The sequence below is a fragment of the Tsuneonella sp. HG222 genome, assembly GCF_053819185.1.
In genome coordinates this window covers 863,671-880,894 of record NZ_JBSOQZ010000001.1, presented here as the reverse complement: position 1 = coordinate 880,894, position 17,224 = coordinate 863,671, and the positions used below count along the sequence as shown (strand labels likewise).

Here is a 17,224-nt window from a genome sequence, read left to right as displayed (position 1 = left end):
GGCGCGCAAGGCACGGCTAGGGGGCAGCGGTGCGACAGGGCTGTATCCGCATTCTCGCAACCGGCGGCACGATCGCCGGGACCGCCGGCTCGGCTACGGGCCAGGGGTACCGGCCCGGTCAGTTAAGGATCGAGGCCCTGCTGGCCGAGGCCCAGGCACTGGGGGTGAACCTGCCGTGCGAGGCGCGCGAGATCGCGGCCATCGGCTCGCAGGACATTGGCTGGTCCGAGTGGGACACGCTGCATTCCGAAATCGCCGCGGCTATGGCGGACGACGCGGTGTGCGGTGTCATCGTCACCCACGGCACGGATACGGCGGAGGAGACCGCCTTCCTGCTCGACCTGACCGTGACCGCGGGCAAGCCGGTGGTGCTGACCGGCGCGATGCGGCCCGCCGATGCACTGGGCACCGACGGCATGCGAAACCTTGCCAACGCCCTGCGCGTGGCGGGCGATGCCGAGGCCGAGGGACGCGGCGTGATGGTCGTGATGAGCGACGAGATTTTCGCCGCCCGCGACGTGCGCAAGAGCGCGACGCAGGGCGCCGCGGCCTTCCGCGGTTATCCGCGCGGCCCGGTCGGGGCCGTCTCGCCCGCAACGCTCGAATGGTTCGGGCCGCCTGCCCGCAGCGGACAGGCCGCGCAGTTCGCCTGGCCGGGCGCGTTGCCACGGGTCGCGGTGGTCCATGCGCATGCCGGGATGGATCGTTCGACAGTCGATGCGGCAATGGCGGCGGGAGCCGAGGGCATCGTGCTCGCCGGGATGGGTCAGGGCAACGCCCCACAGCCGGTGATCGAAGCCTTGGCCGACGCGGCGGCCCGGGGCGTGGCCGTGGTCCGCTCGAGCCGCGTCGATCAGGGGCTGGTCGACCGCAACGTCGAGGTCGACGACGATGGCTGCGGCTTCGTGGCGGCGCGCGCACTCAATCCGCAGAAGGCGCGGATCCTGCTGCAGTTACTCCTGGCAAGCGGGATCAGCGATCCCGCCGCCCAGCAGCAGGCGTTCGACTGACGGTTGCTCGGACGGCCTGCGCCGCGGTCTTGCCCAATTCCGCGAAGTAGCGCGCCATGGCATCGGCCGCCTTGTCCGTCAGGGCGATGAAGGCACGCCGGCGGTCCGCCTCGTCCTCCACGCGTTCGAGCAGGCCCGCTTCGGTCAGCTGGCCGATCCAGCGCAGCGCGGTGGTGGCGGGAACTTCGCTCGCCAGGCACAGGCTGGTGACCGAGACGCGGGCGTGTTCGGCCCGTGCGGCGGTCAGGTCGAGCAGGATGTCCCATGCGGGATCGGCGAACAACTCGCCATCGAGGAACCTCGCGCGCAGCTGGCGCTGGCGGATGATCCGGCGGACCAGCCGCGGATCGGGCAGCGCGGGGCGCGGCGTGCGGATCAGGGTGCGATCGTCCGCCTCGCCGTGAAAGGCCGGCGCGGGGCTCTCGAAGCGGAACGCACCGCCATCGGCTGACAGGCCGCGTGCATTCATGCGTTCGAGCCGCGAGGCGATCTCGCCCACCTGCTCCGTCAACCGGAGCAGCGTCAGGCGGTCGTCGCCCGAAAGTTCGCGCAGCCGCAGGTTCGGCACCTTCGCCAGCACCCTGCCCAGCGCCAGAACACGCTCCGCCCGGTTGGCGTCGACCAGGATCTGCGGGTTGGAACGGTCGCAGCAGGCAAACACGGCTTCGAGCGAGGCCACACCGGTGGAAATCACCAGATGAGCGCCCGAGCGCCCCGCCCGATCATCGAGCCGCGACAACGCGGCGCAATCGGCCGCCCCGACTACCGGGCAATCGACCAGGACGACTTCGCCAAGGGCCCGCACGTCACCCGATTGCAGGGACGAAAGCGCCCCCGCCTCACGCAGGATCAGGCCCGCGTCCGCCACGTCCTCGGCCATTTCGGCCCGCAGTGCATCGGCCTCGGCGTAGATCGAGACCGTCAGCGCCGACTGAGCGTCGTTGGCCGGGCGATAGGCAAAATCGGCTTGAGCCATCGGTTGTCTCCCCTGATTCGCGAGCGAACAAGGTGAGAACAAAGAGCGATCAGGTCAAGTACTCAGTCAGCAAAGGGATCGCGCACCAGGATCGTGTCGTCGCGCTCAGGGCTGGTCGAGACGCTGGCGACCGGGCACTCGATCAGCTCCTCGATGCGCCGGATGTACTTGATCGCCTGCGCCGGCAGCTCGGCCCAGCTGCGCGCCCCGGCGGTCGATTCGCTCCAGCCGTCCATCTCCTCGTAGACGGGTTCGCAGGCGGCCTGGTCGGCGGCGTTCGACGGCAGGTAGTCGACCACCTCCCCGCCGAGGCGATAACCGGTGCAGATCTTCAGCTTGGCGAACCCGTCGAGCACGTCGAGCTTGGTCAGTGCGATGCCGGTCACCCCGGAGATCGCGCACGACTGGCGGACCAGCACCGCATCGAACCAGCCGCAGCGCCGCTGGCGCCCGGTAACGGTGCCGAACTCGTGCCCGCGCTCGCCCAGGCGGCGGCCGGCCTCGTCCTCCAGTTCGGTCGGGAAGGGCCCGCTGCCCACGCGCGTGGTGTAGGCCTTGACGATGCCCAGCACGAAACCCGCCGCGTTGGGCCCCAGCCCGCTGCCGCTCGCCACCGTGCCGCTGACGGTGTTGGAGCTGGTGACGAAGGGGTAGGTCCCGTGGTCGATGTCGAGCAGCACGCCCTGCGCGCCTTCGAACAGGATGCGGCTGCCGGCCTTCTTTTCCTGTGTCAGCCGCCGCCACACCGGCTGGGCGAACTGCTGCACGAAGGGCGCGATCGCGCGCAGTTCATCGAGCAGCGCCGCCCGGTCGACCGGCGGCTGGCCGAACCCGGCGCGCAAGGCGTCGTGATGGGCGCAGAGGCGGTCGAGTTGCGGCTCGAGCTCGTGCAGGTGCGCCAGGTCGCACACGCGGATGGCGCGGCGGCCGACCTTGTCTTCATAAGCCGGGCCGATGCCGCGCCCGGTGGTCCCGATCTTGCCCTTGCCCGCGGCCGCTTCGCGCAATCCGTCGAGGTCGCGGTGGAGCGGCAGGATCAGCGGGCAGTTGTCGGCGATGCCGAAATTCGCCGGGTTGACGGCGACGCCCTGCCCTTCGAGCCGCTCGATCTCGCTCCGCAGCGCCCAGGGGTCGAGCACGACGCCGTTGCCGATCAGGCTCAGCGTGCCGGTGACGATCCCGCTCGGCAGCAGGCTGAGCTTGTAGGTGGTGTTGCCGACCACGAGGGTGTGGCCCGCGTTGTGGCCGCCCTGGAAGCGGACGACCACGTCGGCCCGGCTGGCGAGCCAGTCCACGATCTTGCCCTTGCCCTCGTCGCCCCACTGGGCGCCGATCACGGTGACGTTGGCCATGCTTACGGCTCTCCACCTGCCAGGGTTGCTCCGCGCACGCCCTTCGACAGGGACTCGGCGTGAGGGAGGGGCCGTCGATACGCGGCGCGCCCTATCGGCTGGGCGGGCGCCAAGTCAAGGCGGTGGCGCGCTTCACGGGGAGGATGAAATTCGTCGAACGGGGTCCGGGACGAGATCGCGAGTGCGGCAGCATCGATCTCGCCGGAGATCGGAAACAGCGCCAAAGGTGACACGAAGTATACACCCGAACTGGCCGCATTTCGCGGCTGGCCGGCCCCGCTGGTTGGGCCTGAAGTGGGTCCAGAAAAGCGGGGCAACATCTTGTGGTCTCCGATCGCAAACGGCGAATCAGGACTCATATCGAGCGCCATGCGTGCAGGAAAACGGTTTGCCGAACGGACCAGCGACCGTCAGCTAAGACACGCCAGCACGCCCATCCGGCAAGCAGACGAGCGAAGGGGCGAGCCTGGGCCCGCCCCTCGCCTGTCTCGATCAGATGCCTTCGACGGCCTTGCTGACGAGGATGTTGACCGCCACGCGGCGGTTCTGCGCCTTGCCGAATTCGGTGCTGTTGTCGGCCAGCGGGTCGGACGTCGCCATCCCGGCCGGGGTCAGCATGCGCTGCGGCTCCCAGCCGCACTGCTGCTGCAGATAGGCCACGACGCGGCTGGCGCGCTTTTCGCTCAGGTCCTGGTTGACCTCCCAGCTACCGGTCGAATCGGTATAGCCGACGACGAGCAGCATGGCGTTCTCGGTCGCTTTGGCCTGTTCGGCGGCAGCACACAGGTCGGCCTTCGCCTGGGGCGAAATGATAGCCTGGCCGGTGTCGAAATTGACGTTGGTGGTGCCCTTGATCAGGTAGTTGTCGATATCGGCCACGCGGCTGCGCAGCGCGTCGGTCGCGGCAGTCTGTTCGGCAAAGCCCTGGGCGGTGCCGCGCTGGATCATGGCCGCGGTCTTGAAGTCGCCGTTCTTGAACTGGACTTCCCGGGCCACCAGGCCGCCGTTCCACTGCACGGTCTTCACCGTCACCGGCAGGCCGTTGAGCAGCGCGCCCGAATCGAGCTTGGTCTTGGTCAGGCCGAACAGCCCGCTCTTCGATCGAACCTGCGTGCCCTGGCTGATGCCCACCACAGTGCTGGCGCCCTCGGCGCTGGTCACCTGGAAGCGGTCGCCCTTGCGGGCCGAGATGAAGCCGTCGACGTCGGGACCTTCGGGAAATTCGGAGATGTCGGCCGGGACTGTGCCGACCACGGTGATCCGCGATTCGTCGACTTCGGGATAGGCCGGAAGCTGCTGGGCGAATGCGCCGGTCGCGGCAGGCATGGCCAGAAGGGCGGCAAGAACGAAGGCACCGGGCCTGGCGAAAGTGCTTACGGAACGCATAAACGATACTCCTTCAATCGCGCCGGGCACCTGCGCGCATGCAGGCGGTGCTGCCTTCCCCGGCAGCGAACCCGGCAATCAAGCCCCCTCAAATTTCCAATAACAGTGCGGCGATGGGCCGCGGCAGGATTGCGCGGCGAACCGGGTGTGTGGCCCAGCCTGTCCGCCAGATTAACGCCGGGCGCGTAGAGGCGATTCCGGCCGGCGGCCGGTTTGAGTCGTGCGACGAACGGTTGAATCGCCCCGCGCGCTAACGCGGGGAAAGCGCCACCGGACCGTCGTTGTCGTGCTGCACGGGGCAGCCCAGGTGGAACCGGCCGCCGTCCTGGGTGGTCCTGCACCATTCGACCGAGGCGGCAATCTGCTTCGCGTCGTTGGCCAGCTTTTCCGCCACGCTGAGCGGACCGTTGCCGTGAACGGGGACTTCGGTCAGCGGGTCGATCCCGTAGTGCGCGATGTTGGCCTTCAGCGCGCCGCCCCAAAAGTGCAGCTGCCAGGCCTCGTCGCCGAAATCGCCCTCCATCATGATGCGCTCCTTGGGGAGATAGGCGAAGACGCCTTGGGCCATGTGGCTGTGATCGAGAGTGTGATAGATTTCCAGCCGCCGGGTCCTGTCCTCCAGCACCAGCTTCTCGTCCACCGGCGTGAACTTCACCTCCTGCGGGTTCCTCGCCAGCGCGTCGGGATAATAGACCGCCGGGCGCATGCCCATTTCGCGCACGATCTGCTCGTTGCCGCGATGGCTGATGACTTCGAGCCCGCGCGAGAGCGCCGCGCGCAGGCCGCCGGTATGGTCGAAATGATGGTGGCTGACGATCACGGCCTCGACCTTCTTGCCCGGCACCAGTGCGTTGGCCGCGTCGATGCGGGCCAGGGTCTGCGGCTCGCCGCCATAGGCTTCGAACATGACCAGCCGGTCGGCAAACTCGATCACCGGGCCGCCGGTCGTCCCGGTGCGCACGTCCCACACGCCGTTCGCCAGCTTCGCCACCTTGGCTACCGGGGGAGATGGTGGCGTCGTGGTAGGCGCTGCCGCGGGAAACGGCGGCAACTGCGCTGCGGGGGCATTCACGCGGTAGGAATCGACCTGGAACATCAGCGTCACCTGGTCGCGCCAGTCGGCACGGTTGAGCAGCCCCATCGGCAGTTGGACCCCGGCGAAGGGCAGATAGCCGGTGAACCAGGCGGTGGTGGTCACGTCGCCCAGGTTCACGCTGGGGGCGATCCAGCGCGAGAACTTGGGCAGGTGCGTGCGCGCATCGAGCCCGATCCACGCCGGGCTTCTCGACCCTTCGGGGGTGAACTGGACGACGATGTCGCCGTTCTCGATCGAGACCGGACCGAGCCGGGTCCCGTCGTCGAGCGCCTCGAGCAGCGCGGGCAGCGGGTGGTCGAGCAGGGCGTTGCCGGTCTGCACGGTGGAGTTGCGCTTGAAATCGAGCCCGAAGAACCCGGCAAAGGGGAACTCCATGCTGCGCCGTTCCTGGTTGAGCGCGCGTTCGCCCTTGAGGTCGAAGGTCCGCTGAGCATCGGCCACCGCGATCCACTTGGGCGGCGCGTTCGGATCCGCGGTCGAATTGCCGCCGCCGTCATAATAGATGCGCTGGCCGAAACCGGTGAAGACCATGGTGTCGAGCGCTTGCAGCTTACCGAGCCCGCCCATCGCTTCTGCGGCCTGTTCGAGCACCTTGCGCGGCTCGGCGTCCTGGGCCGCCGCGGCGGACGCGGTGGCGAGCGCCAGCAGGCATGCGGCCAGCCGGAACGTGGATGCTTTCATGATTCCCTCCCCTAGAGCGGGGCGGGTTTACCATCCTTCAGCGTGTGGGTGCAGCCCATTGCTGCGGCATCGTCCGCCGGGCCAAGCGCGGCGACCGTGCGCCAACCCTGGGCGCGCAGCGCAGTGGCGGCGGCGCGATCATGGCCGAGCGGCAGGAACACCGCCTGCCGCCTGGGCTCGTCGGCCTTGACCGAGTCCACCAAATCTTCGGGATAGAGCGAGAAGCCGGTCGCCGGCTCGTCGCTTCCGGCGATGCGGTAGGTGCCGCCCCGACCCAGCGTGCCGCGCACGCCCTCGGCATAGATCGTGAAGCCGATCCACGACTGGTATCCGAAGCCGTGTCGTTCGCTCGGGTCGAGCGTGATGCGGGCGCGCCCGGCGACGCGCGCCGCGACTTCCTTCAGCCCTTCGATGCGGCTGGCGAGCACGCCGGCCGCGTCGATCCGTGCCAGCTTGGCCACCGCTTCCTCGAACGGGCCGGCGGCATAGAGCAGCGGCAGGTAAGCCTCGCCGCCCGCCGCTTTCAGCGCGCCGGCATCCTTGGCATCGAGTTCGCGCCGCACCCCCTCGACCTGGTCGGGCGCCAGCGGGAAGTCGCCCCGCGCCAACGTGTCGACGAGGTCGGGCAGCGTGAAATCGACCGAGATGCCGGATGCGCCCATTGCCTCCAGTGTCTCGACCGCTAGCTCCACGATCTCGCCCACGGCTGCCGCGGTGTCGCTGCCGATCAGCTCGGCACCCAGTTGCAGCGCCTCGCGCCGCGGGTCGAGCTGGTCGCCGGCGATCCGCGCGACCATTCCGGCATAGCAAAGCCGCAGGGGCCGGGCCCAGCCGGCCAGTCCGGTCGCCGCGATGCGCCCGACCTGCACGGTCATGTCGCTGCGCAGCGCCAGCGTGCGCAGGCTGCGCGGGTCGACGAAGCGGAACATTCGGTTGGTCGCGTACCCGCCGTCCTTGCCGCCCGCGACCCGGTGGGCCATCGACGCCACGAATTCGATCAGCGGCGGACGCACGCGGTCGTAACCCCATGCGTCCATCGCGCCGAGCGCCGCCCGTTCGATCCGCGTCGCGGCCGCCGCGCTTTGCGGCAGCCGGTCCTCGAGCCCTTCGGGCAGAAGGTCGCGGGTCGGGTCGGTCATCCTGCCGTCCTAGCGTTGCGGGCGGTCAGAAGGCCAGCGCCTTGACCACCTTCACGCCCTGCAGGTCGCAGGCCGCGTCGATCACCTGCTGGGGGATGGGCTGGTCGACGCTGAGCAGCAGCACCGCCTCGCCCCCGGCCTCGCGGCGGCCGAGGTGGAAAGTGCCGATGTTGATTCCCGCTTCGCCCAGCAGGCTGCCGATGCGCCCGATGAAGCCCGGCGCGTCCTCGTTGACGATATAGAGCATGTATCCGTCGAGGTCGGCCTCGATGCCGATGCCGAAAATCTCCACCAGCCGCGGCACTTCGGTGCCGAACAAGGTGCCCGCCACGCTGCGATCGCCCTGGCTCGTCGCCACGGTGACGCGCACCAGCGTGTGGTAGACGCCTTCGCGCTCGTTGCGCACCTCGCGCACTTCCATGCCCCGCTCTTTGGCGAGGAACGGCGCGTTGACCATGTTCACGCTCTGCGAATAGTTGGCCATCAGCCCGCTCAGCACGGCCGCGGTGATCGGCTTCTGGTTGAGCTGCGCGGCGGCGCCCTCCACCTCGATGCTGATCTTGGGCAGGTTGCCGTGGGCGAGCTGGCCGACCAGGCTGCCGAGCTTCTCGGCGAGCTTCATGTATGGGCGCAGCTTGGGCGCTTCCTCGGCGCTGAGCGACGGCACGTTGAGCGCGTTGGTCACGCCGCCGGTCACCAGGTAGTCGGCGATCTGTTCGGCCACCTGCAGCGCGACGTTGACCTGCGCCTCGCTGGTCGAGGCACCGAGGTGCGGCGTGCAGATGAAGTTGCGGGTGCCGAACAGCGGGTGATCGGCCGGCGGCGGCTCCACGGCGAACACGTCGAGCGCGGCGCCGGCGATGTGGCCGCTGTCGAGCAGGTCCTTGAGCGCCGCCTCGTCGATCAGGCCGCCCCGCGCGCAATTGACGATGCGCACGCCCGGCTTGGTCTTCTCCAGCCGCTCGCGGCTGAGGATGTTGCGCGTCTCGTCGGTCAGCGGCGTGTGCAGCGTGATGAAGTCCGCGCGGGTGACCAGGCCGTCGAGGTCGACCTTCTCGACGCCCATCTCGATCGCCCGCTCCTCGGTCAGGAAGGGATCGTAGGCGACGACCTTCATCCGCAGGCCCAACGCGCGCGAGGCGACGATCGAGCCGATGTTGCCCGCGCCGATCAGGCCCAGCGTCTTGCCGGTCACCTCGACGCCCATGAAGGCGTTCTTGGGCCACTTGCCTTCCTGAGTCTGCTCGTCCGCCTCTGGGATCTGCCGGGCGAGCGCGAAGATCAGCGCGATCGCGTGTTCGGCGGTGGTGATCGAGTTGCCGAACGGTGTGTTCATCACCACCACCCCCTTCGACGAGGCGTAGGGAATGTCGACGTTGTCGACGCCGATGCCGGCGCGCCCGACGACCTTGAGGTTCGTCGCGGCGTCGAGGATCTCCTTGGTCACCTTGGTCGAGGAGCGGATGGCGAGGCCATCGTACTGGCCGATGATCGCCTTGAGCTCGTCGGGCGTCTTGCCGGTGATGACGTCGACGTCGCAGCCGCGCTCGCGCAGGATCCGCTCGGCGTTGGGGTCCATCTTGTCGGAGATGAGGACACGGGGCTTCTGGGTGGCAGTGGTCATTTCGATTTCCTGAAAATCATGACGGATTCCGCGCGTCGGGCGGAAACTGGGTCAGCAATGGGGGTGTGATTGCGGGCGCGGCCTTACAGCCGGCCGTCCTTGAGCTCGTTGTAGGCCCATTCGATCCACGGCAGCAGGCGGGCGATATCCTCCTGCTCGAGGCTCCCGCCGCACCAGATGCGCAGCGAGGGCGGAGCATCGCGGTAGCCGTTGAAATCGTAGCCGATGTCCATCTTCTCGAGCGTGCCGGCGATCTTCTTGGGCACGTTGGCCTGTTCCTCGGCGGAGAGGCTTTCGTACCAGTCGCCCTGGAAGACCATGCACACGCCGGTGTTGGTCCGCTTGGCCGGGTCGGCCACCATGTTGCGGATCCACGGCGTCGCCTCGATCCAGTCGAACACGGTCTGCGCGTTGCGGTCGGCCCGCTCGAACATCGCCTGCCGGCCGCCGATCGACTGCGCCCATTCGAGGGCCATGATGTAGTCTTCGGTGGCGAGCATCGACGGGGTGTTGATCGTCGCGCCTTCGAAGATCGAGCGATCGACCTTGCCGCCCTTCTTGATGCGGAACAGCTTGGGCAGCGGCCAGGCCGGATCGTAGCTTTCGATCCGCTCGACCGCCTTGGGGCTGAGGATCAGCATGCCGTGCTGCGCTTCGGAGCCCATGACCTTCTGCCACGAATAGGTCGTGGCATCGAGCTTTGCCCAGTCCATCTCCATGGCGAAGACGGCGCTGGTAGCATCGTTGATGGCCACGCCGGCGCGGCCTGGAGCAAGCCAGTCGGTGTTCGGGATCTTGGCGCCGCTGGTGGTGCCGTTCCAGGTGAAGACGACGTCGTTGTCCTGCGGGATGGATGCGAGGTCCGGAATGTCGCCGTAATCGGCGTCGAGCGTGGTCAGGCCCTGCAGCTTGAGCTGCTTGACCGCGTCCTGGATCCACACGTTGCCGAAGCTTTCCCACGCGGCGACCGTCGCCGGGCGCGAGCCGAGCATGGTCCACATCGCGCATTCGAGCGCGCCGGTGTCGGAACCCGGCATGATGCCCACGAGGTAGTCCTCGGGCACGCCCAGCAGTTCCTTGCTCAGGTCGATCGCGTATTTCAGCCGGCTCTTGGGATAGGCGGCGCGATGCGACCGGCCGAGCGACTTGGTGTTCAGCTTGTCGAGCGACCAGCCCGGCGGCTTGCAGGTGGGTCCGGACGAAAAGAAAGGACGCTCCGGACGGAGGGTCGGCTGTGCAGTCATGTATTCTCTCCTTGCAGAGAGCTCGCGCGGCGTTGGGACCGCGTGGCCCGCAGCGGGCCCTAGAGATGCGCCGGGGCGAGTCAAGCGAAGATAAGGTTGCGCAGGATACCGGTGGGCCAATCGCGCCGCGACGCGGGATGGAGATTAGGACTTTGTTAACCATGCAGGCGGCATCCTTCGCCCATGTCCCGCGCCGCCGCCCGCATCCTCGCATTGCCTGCCGCGCTGATGGCCCTGGCGGGCTGCTCCGTTCTGCCGGATCGTTCGCCGACGCCGCGGCAGGACCGGGTATCGAGTGCCCAGCCCACATTCTCCCGAGCCCCGGCGACCGGCCAGTGCCTCAAGAGCCTGGGCGTGACCGAGGCGCGCTTCGACGCCCTGCCCGACCAGTACTACGGCGGCGGATGCAGCACGGTGGGTACGGTCAAGCTCGCCTCGCTGCGCTCCGACGCGGCGACGATCGCGCTGGCCAACATGGGCCCCGTCACCTGCACAGTGGCGGAAACCTTTGCCGGCTGGGCCCGCTACGGCGTGGACCGCGCGGCGCGCCAGGTGCTCGGCAGCCCGATCGCGCGGATCGAGACGATGGGCAGCTATTCGTGTCGCAAGGTCGCCGGGAGCGATCGCATGTCGGCGCACAGCACCGGTGACGCGATCGATGTCGCCGCCTTCCTGCTGGAGGACGGACGGCGGATCAGCGTGCTGGACGACTGGAGCCGAGGCACGCCGCAGGAGCGTGAGTTCCTGCGTCTGGTCCACCAGAGCGCGTGCAAGCGCTTCGGCACGGTGCTGGGTCCGGATTACAACCGCGCCCACGAAAACCACTTCCACGTCGAGAAGGTGATCGCCGGCAAATCCTATTGCCGCTGACGCGCAGCCGGCAAATCAGGCCGGGCGCGCGCGCCGGGCAGTCCCGTCGTCATCTTCGTCGAAGATGCGCACCGGGCGCAGATGGCTCCCCAGGCGCCGCGTGTTTTCGCGCAGCCCGGCGTCATCGGGCGCCGCCGGCACGGGCGCGGCGATCGTGCCCGCCAGGCCCGATTCCAGCCATAGTCGCACGGCCTCCGCCGCGTGGCGCGCGCTCAGCTTGGTCATCATGTTGGCGCGGTGGATCTCCACCGTGCGCGGGCTGATTTCGAGTTCGCGGGCGATGACCTTGTTGGAACTGCCGTCGGCCAGCCATTCCAGCACTTCGCGCTCGCGCCTGCTCAGCGTTTCGATGCGGCTTCGCGCATAATTGAGGCGGCGGCGGGCCGCGCCATGCGCCCGTGCCTCGCGAGTAACCGCCGCCAGCGAGCGGGCCAGCACGTTGGGCTCGAGCGGCAATTGCAGATAGTCCAGCGCGCCCTGCTTGATTGCGCCGACCACCCGGTCGATCACCGGTTCCACCGCGCAGACGATGACCGGCAACCACAAACCGTATTCGCCCATCCGGTCGAAGAGGTCGGCGAGCGAAACATCGAGCGTGCGCTGGCGCACCAGGATGATGCCGGTGAGCGGCGGGCGGCCGAGCAGCTCGTCCAGGTCGTCGTAAACTTCCGCGTGGTGACCCAGGGCGAAGGCCGTGCGGGCTTGCTCGGCCCGCGATCGCATTTCCCCGTCGACGATGTGCAGTGTGATGCGCTGTTCCATGGACGCAATCATGCTGCGCCGGGCGGCCTTTGGCGCGCGCAGTTGACACCGGATCGGAGCGGGAACACCACATCCGAAAGTCCGATACGGATAGAAGCGCGGCCCATATTTTCCTCCGTTCTGGAGGCAATATGCGTAGATGCCCGGTCGGCCGATTACCCTATCGGGTTCACACCTAGGGACTTGCCCTTACTCGTCTTCCTGGTCGCGATAGAAGCTGTAGTCGGGCAGCGAGTGGAACGCGTTGCGCAGCGCGTCGCTCCAGCCGTGCGAAACGGCCTGGAAGTAGCTGTCCGACGCTTCGATCCGCTGCTCGTGCGCGGGCTGGAAGGTGTCGCGCTCGACCACCATGAGGTCGAGCGGCAGGCCCACGGACAGGTTCGCCTTGAGAGTGGAATCGAAGCTGACCATCAGCAATTTGACCGCATCCTCGAAGCTCATCTGCCGGTCGTAGCCGCGGATCAGGATCGGCCGGCCGTACTTGGTCTCGCCGATCTGGAAGAACGGCGTGTCGAAGCTCGCTTCGATGAAGTTGCCTTCGGGGTAGATCATGAACAGGCGCGGCTCCATCCCCTTGATCTGCCCTGCAAGGATGATCGAGGCGGTGAAGCGGCCCTTGCCGTGCTCGCCGTTGTCGCTCTGGGTTTCCTGCACGGTTTCGCGCAGGAGCTTGCCGATCTCGATGGCGACCTGGAACATCGTCGGGATTTCGAGCAGCGAGTTCTGCCGGTCGTCGGGCGTCTTGCCGCGTTCCTCCAGCTTGCTGATCACCGCCTGGGTTGTGGCCAAGTTGCCAGCCGTCATCAGCGAGACGATCCGTTCACCCGGCACGATCCAGTGGAACATCTTCCGGAAGACCGAGATGTTGTCGACGCCCGAGTTGGTCCTCGTGTCGCTCATCAGCACGAGCCCGCGATCGAGCACCATTCCCACGCAATAGGTCATCGAATCCTCTCGCCCCGCGGCAACCGTATGGGGCTATTGTTCCTGTGTCTGCTGTTCGACTTCAAGGTCTACGGTGAGGTTTTCCGTAGCCGCGCCGAAGCTTATCCCGGTGATCGGCGCCGCATCGCGGTAATCCCGTCCCGTGGCCACGCGGACATAGCGAGGATCGGGGCTGATGCCGTTGGAGATGTCGAACCCGACCCAGCCGAGGTTCTGGATGTATGCCTCGGCCCAGGCGTGGGTCGCTTCCTGCTGGATGCGGTCGTTCATCATCAGGTAGCCGCTGACATAGCGCGCGGGGATTTCCAGCGCGCGGGCAGCGGCGATGAAGATGTGGGCGTGGTCCTGGCACACGCCGTGGCCTGCGACCACGGCCTGCTCGGCGGTCGTCGTCACGTCGGTCCGGCCGGTCTCGTAGTTCACCGCTTCGCGGATCGCGTTGGACAGGTTGTGCAGCGTGCCGACCATGCCCTCCCCGCTGCGCTCCACGGTCGCGATCAGGGCACGAAGCTTGGGCCCCGCCTTGGTTAGCGGCGTTTCGGACAGGAACGCCCAGAGCGGCAGGTGACCGGCGTGATGGCCCATGACGCCGGCCTGGTCCTGCGTCTCGACCGCGCCGCGACACGTCACCACGACCTGCCGCGCGCCCTCCACTACGGACACGAGCGTCACGTGGTTGTGGTTCTGGTCGTCGTAAGTCAATTCCTCGCGCGCGCCTTCGTAGGTCATCGTCCAGTCGAGGATCTTCTGCCCCTGCGTTTCCTTGGGCGTCAGGCGCAGGCGCTGCAGTCCGTGCGCGATCGGGCCCTGGAACTCGTAGCGTGTGGTGTGGCGGATCGCGAGGCGCATCAGGTCAACTCACGAACTTGTAGTCGCGGGCGATCGCGTCGGCGATCTCCCGGTTCTTGGCGATGAAGCCGAGCAGGAACTGGTGCAATCCGTAATCGAAAATCTGCTCCACCGTCTTGCCCGTAAGATCCTGGTCGGCCGCGCGCAGCAGGGCGTGAGCCTCCCCTTCCGATCCATGCAGCTTGGCCAGCGCCGCCAGGTTTTCGCGCAGCGCATCGTAACAGAAGGTCAGGCTGCGCGGAAAGCGCGCATCGAGCAACAGGAACTCGGCGATCGAACGCGCATCCATGCGCCCGGCGTTCAGCCAGCGATAGGCCCTGTCCCCTGCCAGCGAGCGCAGCACGTGTTCCCACTGCCCTGTGTCGAGCGTGGTGCCGACATAGGAAACGGAAGGAAGCAGGACGTAGTATTTCATGTCGACAATGCGCGCGGTGTTGTCGGCCCGCTCGATGAACGTGCCGGCGCGCACGAAGCTGTAGATCTCGTTGCGCAGCATCGAACCGTGGGTGGCGCCGCGCGCCAGCGTCGATTCGCGGCGGATGGCATTGAGGCTAAGCCCCAGATTGCTCTCGCGGATCGGGCGCGCCATCAGGTCGCGCAGGGCCATCCAACCCTCGTTGATCGCTTCCCACACTTCGGCGGTCAGCGACGTGCGGCAGCGCCGCGCGCTGGTACGCGCCTTCTCCATCATCGCCAGCACGCTTTCGGGATTGTCCCTGGCGCGCAGCACGAAGTCGCACACGCTGGCGCCGTTGTAGTCGCCGCCCGACGCCTCGTAGGACCCCTTGAGCCCGAGCGTGGCGACGACCGACTTCCATTCGGACGTCGCCGCGTCCCCGCCCCGGGTCAGGGCCATGCGATGCCCCGCGCTGAGCAGGCGCGCGGTGTTTTCCGCCCGCTCGAGATAGCGGAACATCCAGAACACGTCGTTGGCGGTCCGGCCTAGCATGGGAAGTGTCCGCCCATCAGTCCTGCAGAACCCAGCTGTCCTTGGTGCCGCCGCCCTGGCTCGAATTGACGACCAGCGATCCCTTCTTGAGCGCGACCCGCGTCAGGCCCCCGGGCGTGATGTCGATCCCGTCGGGCGAGACGAGGACGAAGGGCCTGAGATCGACGTGGCGCGGCGCGAGGCCCTTGCGGGTGAACACCGGGCAGGTCGACAGCGCAAGCGTCGGCTGGGCGATGTAGTTGGCGGGCCGCGCCAGCAGTTTCTGGCGAAACTGGGCGATCTCCTTCTTCGACGAGGTCGGGCCGATGAGCATCCCGTACCCGCCGGAGCCGTGGACTTCCTTCACCACCAGTTCGTGGAGGTTATCGAGCACGTACTTGAGCGAATCCGGATCGGCGCAGCGCCAGGTGTCGACGTTGTTCAGCAGCGGCGCCTCGCCCGTGTAGAACTGGACGATCTCGGGCATAAAGGAATAGATCGCCTTGTCGTCGGCCACCCCGGTCCCCGGCGCGTTGGCGATGGTTATGCCGCCGGCGCGGTAGACGTCGAAGATTCCCGGTATCCCCAGCACGCTGTCGGGCTTGAAGGTCACGGGATCGAGATAGTCATCGTCTACCCGGCGATAGAGCACGTCGAGCGGCTGGTAGCCCGAGGTGGTGCGCATCTGCACCCGGCCGTCGACCACGCGCAGGTCGCTGCCCTCGACCAGTTCGGCACCCATCTGGTCGGCCAGGAAGGCATGCTCGTAGTAGGCCGAATTGTAGATGCCCGGCGTGAGCACCGCCACGGTCGGGTTCGCGCTGGCGCACTGCGGCGCGCACGCCGCGAGGCTCTTGGCGAGCTGGCGCGGATAGTTGCTGACCGGCGCCACCGCGATGCGGGTGAACAGCTCGGGGAACATCGCCATCATCGTCTCGCGGTTCTCGAGCATGTACGAGACGCCGCTGGGCGTGCGGGCATTGTCCTCGAGGACCAGGAACTCGTCGGAGCCCGTGCGCACCAGGTCGATGCCGACGATGTGCGTATAGACCCCGCCGGGGGGCGTGAAGCCGACCATCTGCGGCAGCCACGCGGCGTTGTTGCGGAACAGGCGCTCGGGCAGGCGGCCCGACCTGATGATCTCCTGCCGGTGGTAGAGATCGTGCATGAAGGCATTGAGCGCGCGGACGCGCTGCTCGATGCCGCGGGTGAGCTTGCGCCATTCCGCCGCCGTCACGATGCGGGGCACCATGTCGAACGGGATCAGCCGTTCCTCGGCGTCGCTATCGCCATAGACGTTGAACGTGATGCCGGTGCGGCGGAACGAGCTTTCGGCCTCGAAACTCTTGCGCCGCAGAGCCTGGTCGTCCTGTTCGCCCAGCCATTCGCAGTAAGCGACATAGGCTTCGCGCACCGACCCGTCCGGTCCGCGCATCTCATCGAAAATCCCGTCGCCGATGCCGCTCATCTCACCCCTTGCTGCGATGCAGCATGACACGTCCACATCGCCCCGCCAAGAGCCGCTTTCAACGGGTTAAAGGTTCGGCGCAGAATCGAGTTCCCGCAGCACCGCGCGAATGCAGTCGTAGGAATTGGGAAAGCCCACATGGTTGCAGCGTACCGAGACCTCGCGGTCGCGCTCGCCCGGAAGCCCGCGCGACGCGCGCGGCGCCACGATGCCGTCGGCCGGGCTCCAGATCGCGACCGTTTCGACTGGCGGCTTGGCCGCGACATCGACCACCACCGGCGGCCGTTCCACCGAATGCCCGGCGACGAGGTGATAGATCCGCCAGGCATTGTTGTCGTAGGGCGAGCCGGAGAACGGGCTGCCCATCGTGACGACCTTGCTGACGATCTCCGGATGGAGCTTGGCCAGCTCGCGGGCGTAGACCCCGCCAAGGCTCCAGCCGACCAGCGTGACGGGCTTGCCGTAACGCTGGTGAACCCCTTCGACCCGCTGCGACAGGTGGGCGAACAGTTCCTCGCTCGCGCCAAGGTTGAACCCCAGCCCCCAGCGCTTGACCTTGTGCCCGGCGCGTTCGAGTTGGCGCGCCATGTAGCGCATGCGGATCGGATGGGTGCCGAACCCGGGCAGCAGGATCACGACCTTGGGGTCCGCGGCGGGCGACACGTCCATGCCGGGCTTACCGATCCGCCGCAGGGGCTCGGCGATTTCGCCCAGCTCTCCCAGCAGCCGCCGCAAGGCAGGACGGCGCGCGCCGGGCGGAATGGGAGCGCGGATGAGTTCGTAGCGGCGCAGGATCTTGGCGCGCAAGGTGGAGGGTTCCTGCAGCATCACGGAAGGTTGTAGCATGGGCGGCATGGTGCTGCGATGAACCTTCGTCGCCGCCCCCCAGTTCCC

At 67.6% G+C, this 17,224-nt stretch carries 15 protein-coding genes; 2 read left to right on the top strand and 13 right to left on the bottom strand.

The window, feature by feature from the left end; genetic code table 11:
• The first annotated feature begins 29 nt into the window (after positions 1-29).
• Positions 30-1,010 carry an asparaginase gene (locus tag ACWPMZ_RS04340; RefSeq protein ID WP_455702786.1) on the top strand — a complete coding sequence of 327 codons (981 nt, stop codon included), beginning with the start codon at positions 30-32 and terminating at the stop codon, positions 1,008-1,010.
• On the opposite strand, the gene ACWPMZ_RS04335 is transcribed toward ACWPMZ_RS04340, so the two are convergent.
• From ACWPMZ_RS04335 to ACWPMZ_RS04305, 7 genes are all read right to left on the bottom strand, one after another.
• Positions 973-1,986 carry a winged helix DNA-binding protein gene (locus ACWPMZ_RS04335; RefSeq protein ID WP_455702785.1) on the bottom strand — a complete coding sequence of 338 codons (1,014 nt, stop codon included), beginning with the start codon at positions 1,984-1,986 and terminating at the stop codon, positions 973-975. The two genes, ACWPMZ_RS04340 and ACWPMZ_RS04335, sit on opposite strands and share 38 nt — an antisense overlap.
• A gap of 62 nt (positions 1,987-2,048) precedes the next feature.
• The gene (locus ACWPMZ_RS04330) at positions 2,049-3,338 is read right to left on the bottom strand and encodes an adenylosuccinate synthase (RefSeq protein WP_455702784.1); all 1,290 of its coding nucleotides are present in this window, start codon (positions 3,336-3,338) and stop codon (positions 2,049-2,051) included.
• A 492-nt stretch (positions 3,339-3,830) separates the two neighbouring features.
• Complete coding sequence (locus ACWPMZ_RS04325) at positions 3,831-4,724, bottom strand: OmpA family protein (RefSeq protein ID WP_455702783.1); 894 nt, start codon at positions 4,722-4,724, stop codon at positions 3,831-3,833.
• Between the two features lie 250 nt (positions 4,725-4,974).
• Entirely contained in the window at positions 4,975-6,501 is a 1,527-nt protein-coding gene (locus ACWPMZ_RS04320) for an MBL fold metallo-hydrolase (protein ID WP_455702782.1), read from the bottom strand.
• 11 nt (positions 6,502-6,512) lie between these two features.
• Complete coding sequence (locus ACWPMZ_RS04315) at positions 6,513-7,640, bottom strand: ATP phosphoribosyltransferase regulatory subunit (RefSeq protein ID WP_455702781.1); 1,128 nt, start codon at positions 7,638-7,640, stop codon at positions 6,513-6,515.
• A 25-nt stretch (positions 7,641-7,665) separates the two neighbouring features.
• A complete protein-coding gene (serA, locus tag ACWPMZ_RS04310) occupies positions 7,666-9,264 on the bottom strand; it encodes a phosphoglycerate dehydrogenase (RefSeq protein WP_455702780.1) in 1,599 nt (532 codons plus the stop codon).
• A gap of 83 nt (positions 9,265-9,347) precedes the next feature.
• Positions 9,348-10,508 carry a phosphoserine transaminase gene (locus ACWPMZ_RS04305; protein WP_455702779.1) on the bottom strand — a complete coding sequence of 387 codons (1,161 nt, stop codon included), beginning with the start codon at positions 10,506-10,508 and terminating at the stop codon, positions 9,348-9,350.
• Between the two features lie 183 nt (positions 10,509-10,691).
• Here ACWPMZ_RS04305 and ACWPMZ_RS04300 point away from each other — a divergent pair, with 183 nt between their 5' ends.
• Entirely contained in the window at positions 10,692-11,378 is a 687-nt protein-coding gene (locus ACWPMZ_RS04300) for an extensin family protein (protein ID WP_455702778.1), read from the top strand.
• 15 nt (positions 11,379-11,393) lie between these two features.
• Here the strand turns inward: ACWPMZ_RS04300 and ACWPMZ_RS04295 are convergent, their stop codons facing one another.
• From ACWPMZ_RS04295 to ACWPMZ_RS04270, 6 genes are all read right to left on the bottom strand, one after another.
• Positions 11,394-12,140 (bottom strand): response regulator transcription factor, encoded by a 747-nt coding sequence (locus ACWPMZ_RS04295; RefSeq protein WP_455702777.1) that lies wholly within the window; start codon positions 12,138-12,140, stop codon positions 11,394-11,396.
• A gap of 189 nt (positions 12,141-12,329) precedes the next feature.
• Complete coding sequence (locus tag ACWPMZ_RS04290) at positions 12,330-13,085, bottom strand: peptidase (protein ID WP_455702776.1); 756 nt, start codon at positions 13,083-13,085, stop codon at positions 12,330-12,332.
• Between the two features lie 33 nt (positions 13,086-13,118).
• The gene (locus ACWPMZ_RS04285; RefSeq protein ID WP_455702775.1) at positions 13,119-13,934 is read right to left on the bottom strand and encodes a transglutaminase family protein; all 816 of its coding nucleotides are present in this window, start codon (positions 13,932-13,934) and stop codon (positions 13,119-13,121) included.
• A gap of 4 nt (positions 13,935-13,938) precedes the next feature.
• A complete protein-coding gene (locus ACWPMZ_RS04280) occupies positions 13,939-14,883 on the bottom strand; it encodes an alpha-E domain-containing protein (protein WP_455702774.1) in 945 nt (314 codons plus the stop codon).
• Between the two features lie 16 nt (positions 14,884-14,899).
• On the bottom strand, positions 14,900-16,330 hold the full coding sequence (locus ACWPMZ_RS04275; RefSeq protein ID WP_455702773.1) for a circularly permuted type 2 ATP-grasp protein: 1,431 nt from the start codon (positions 16,328-16,330) through the stop codon (positions 14,900-14,902).
• 66 nt (positions 16,331-16,396) lie between these two features.
• The gene (locus ACWPMZ_RS04270; protein WP_455702772.1) at positions 16,397-17,176 is read right to left on the bottom strand and encodes an esterase/lipase family protein; all 780 of its coding nucleotides are present in this window, start codon (positions 17,174-17,176) and stop codon (positions 16,397-16,399) included.
• Positions 17,177-17,224: the final 48 nt, after the last annotated feature.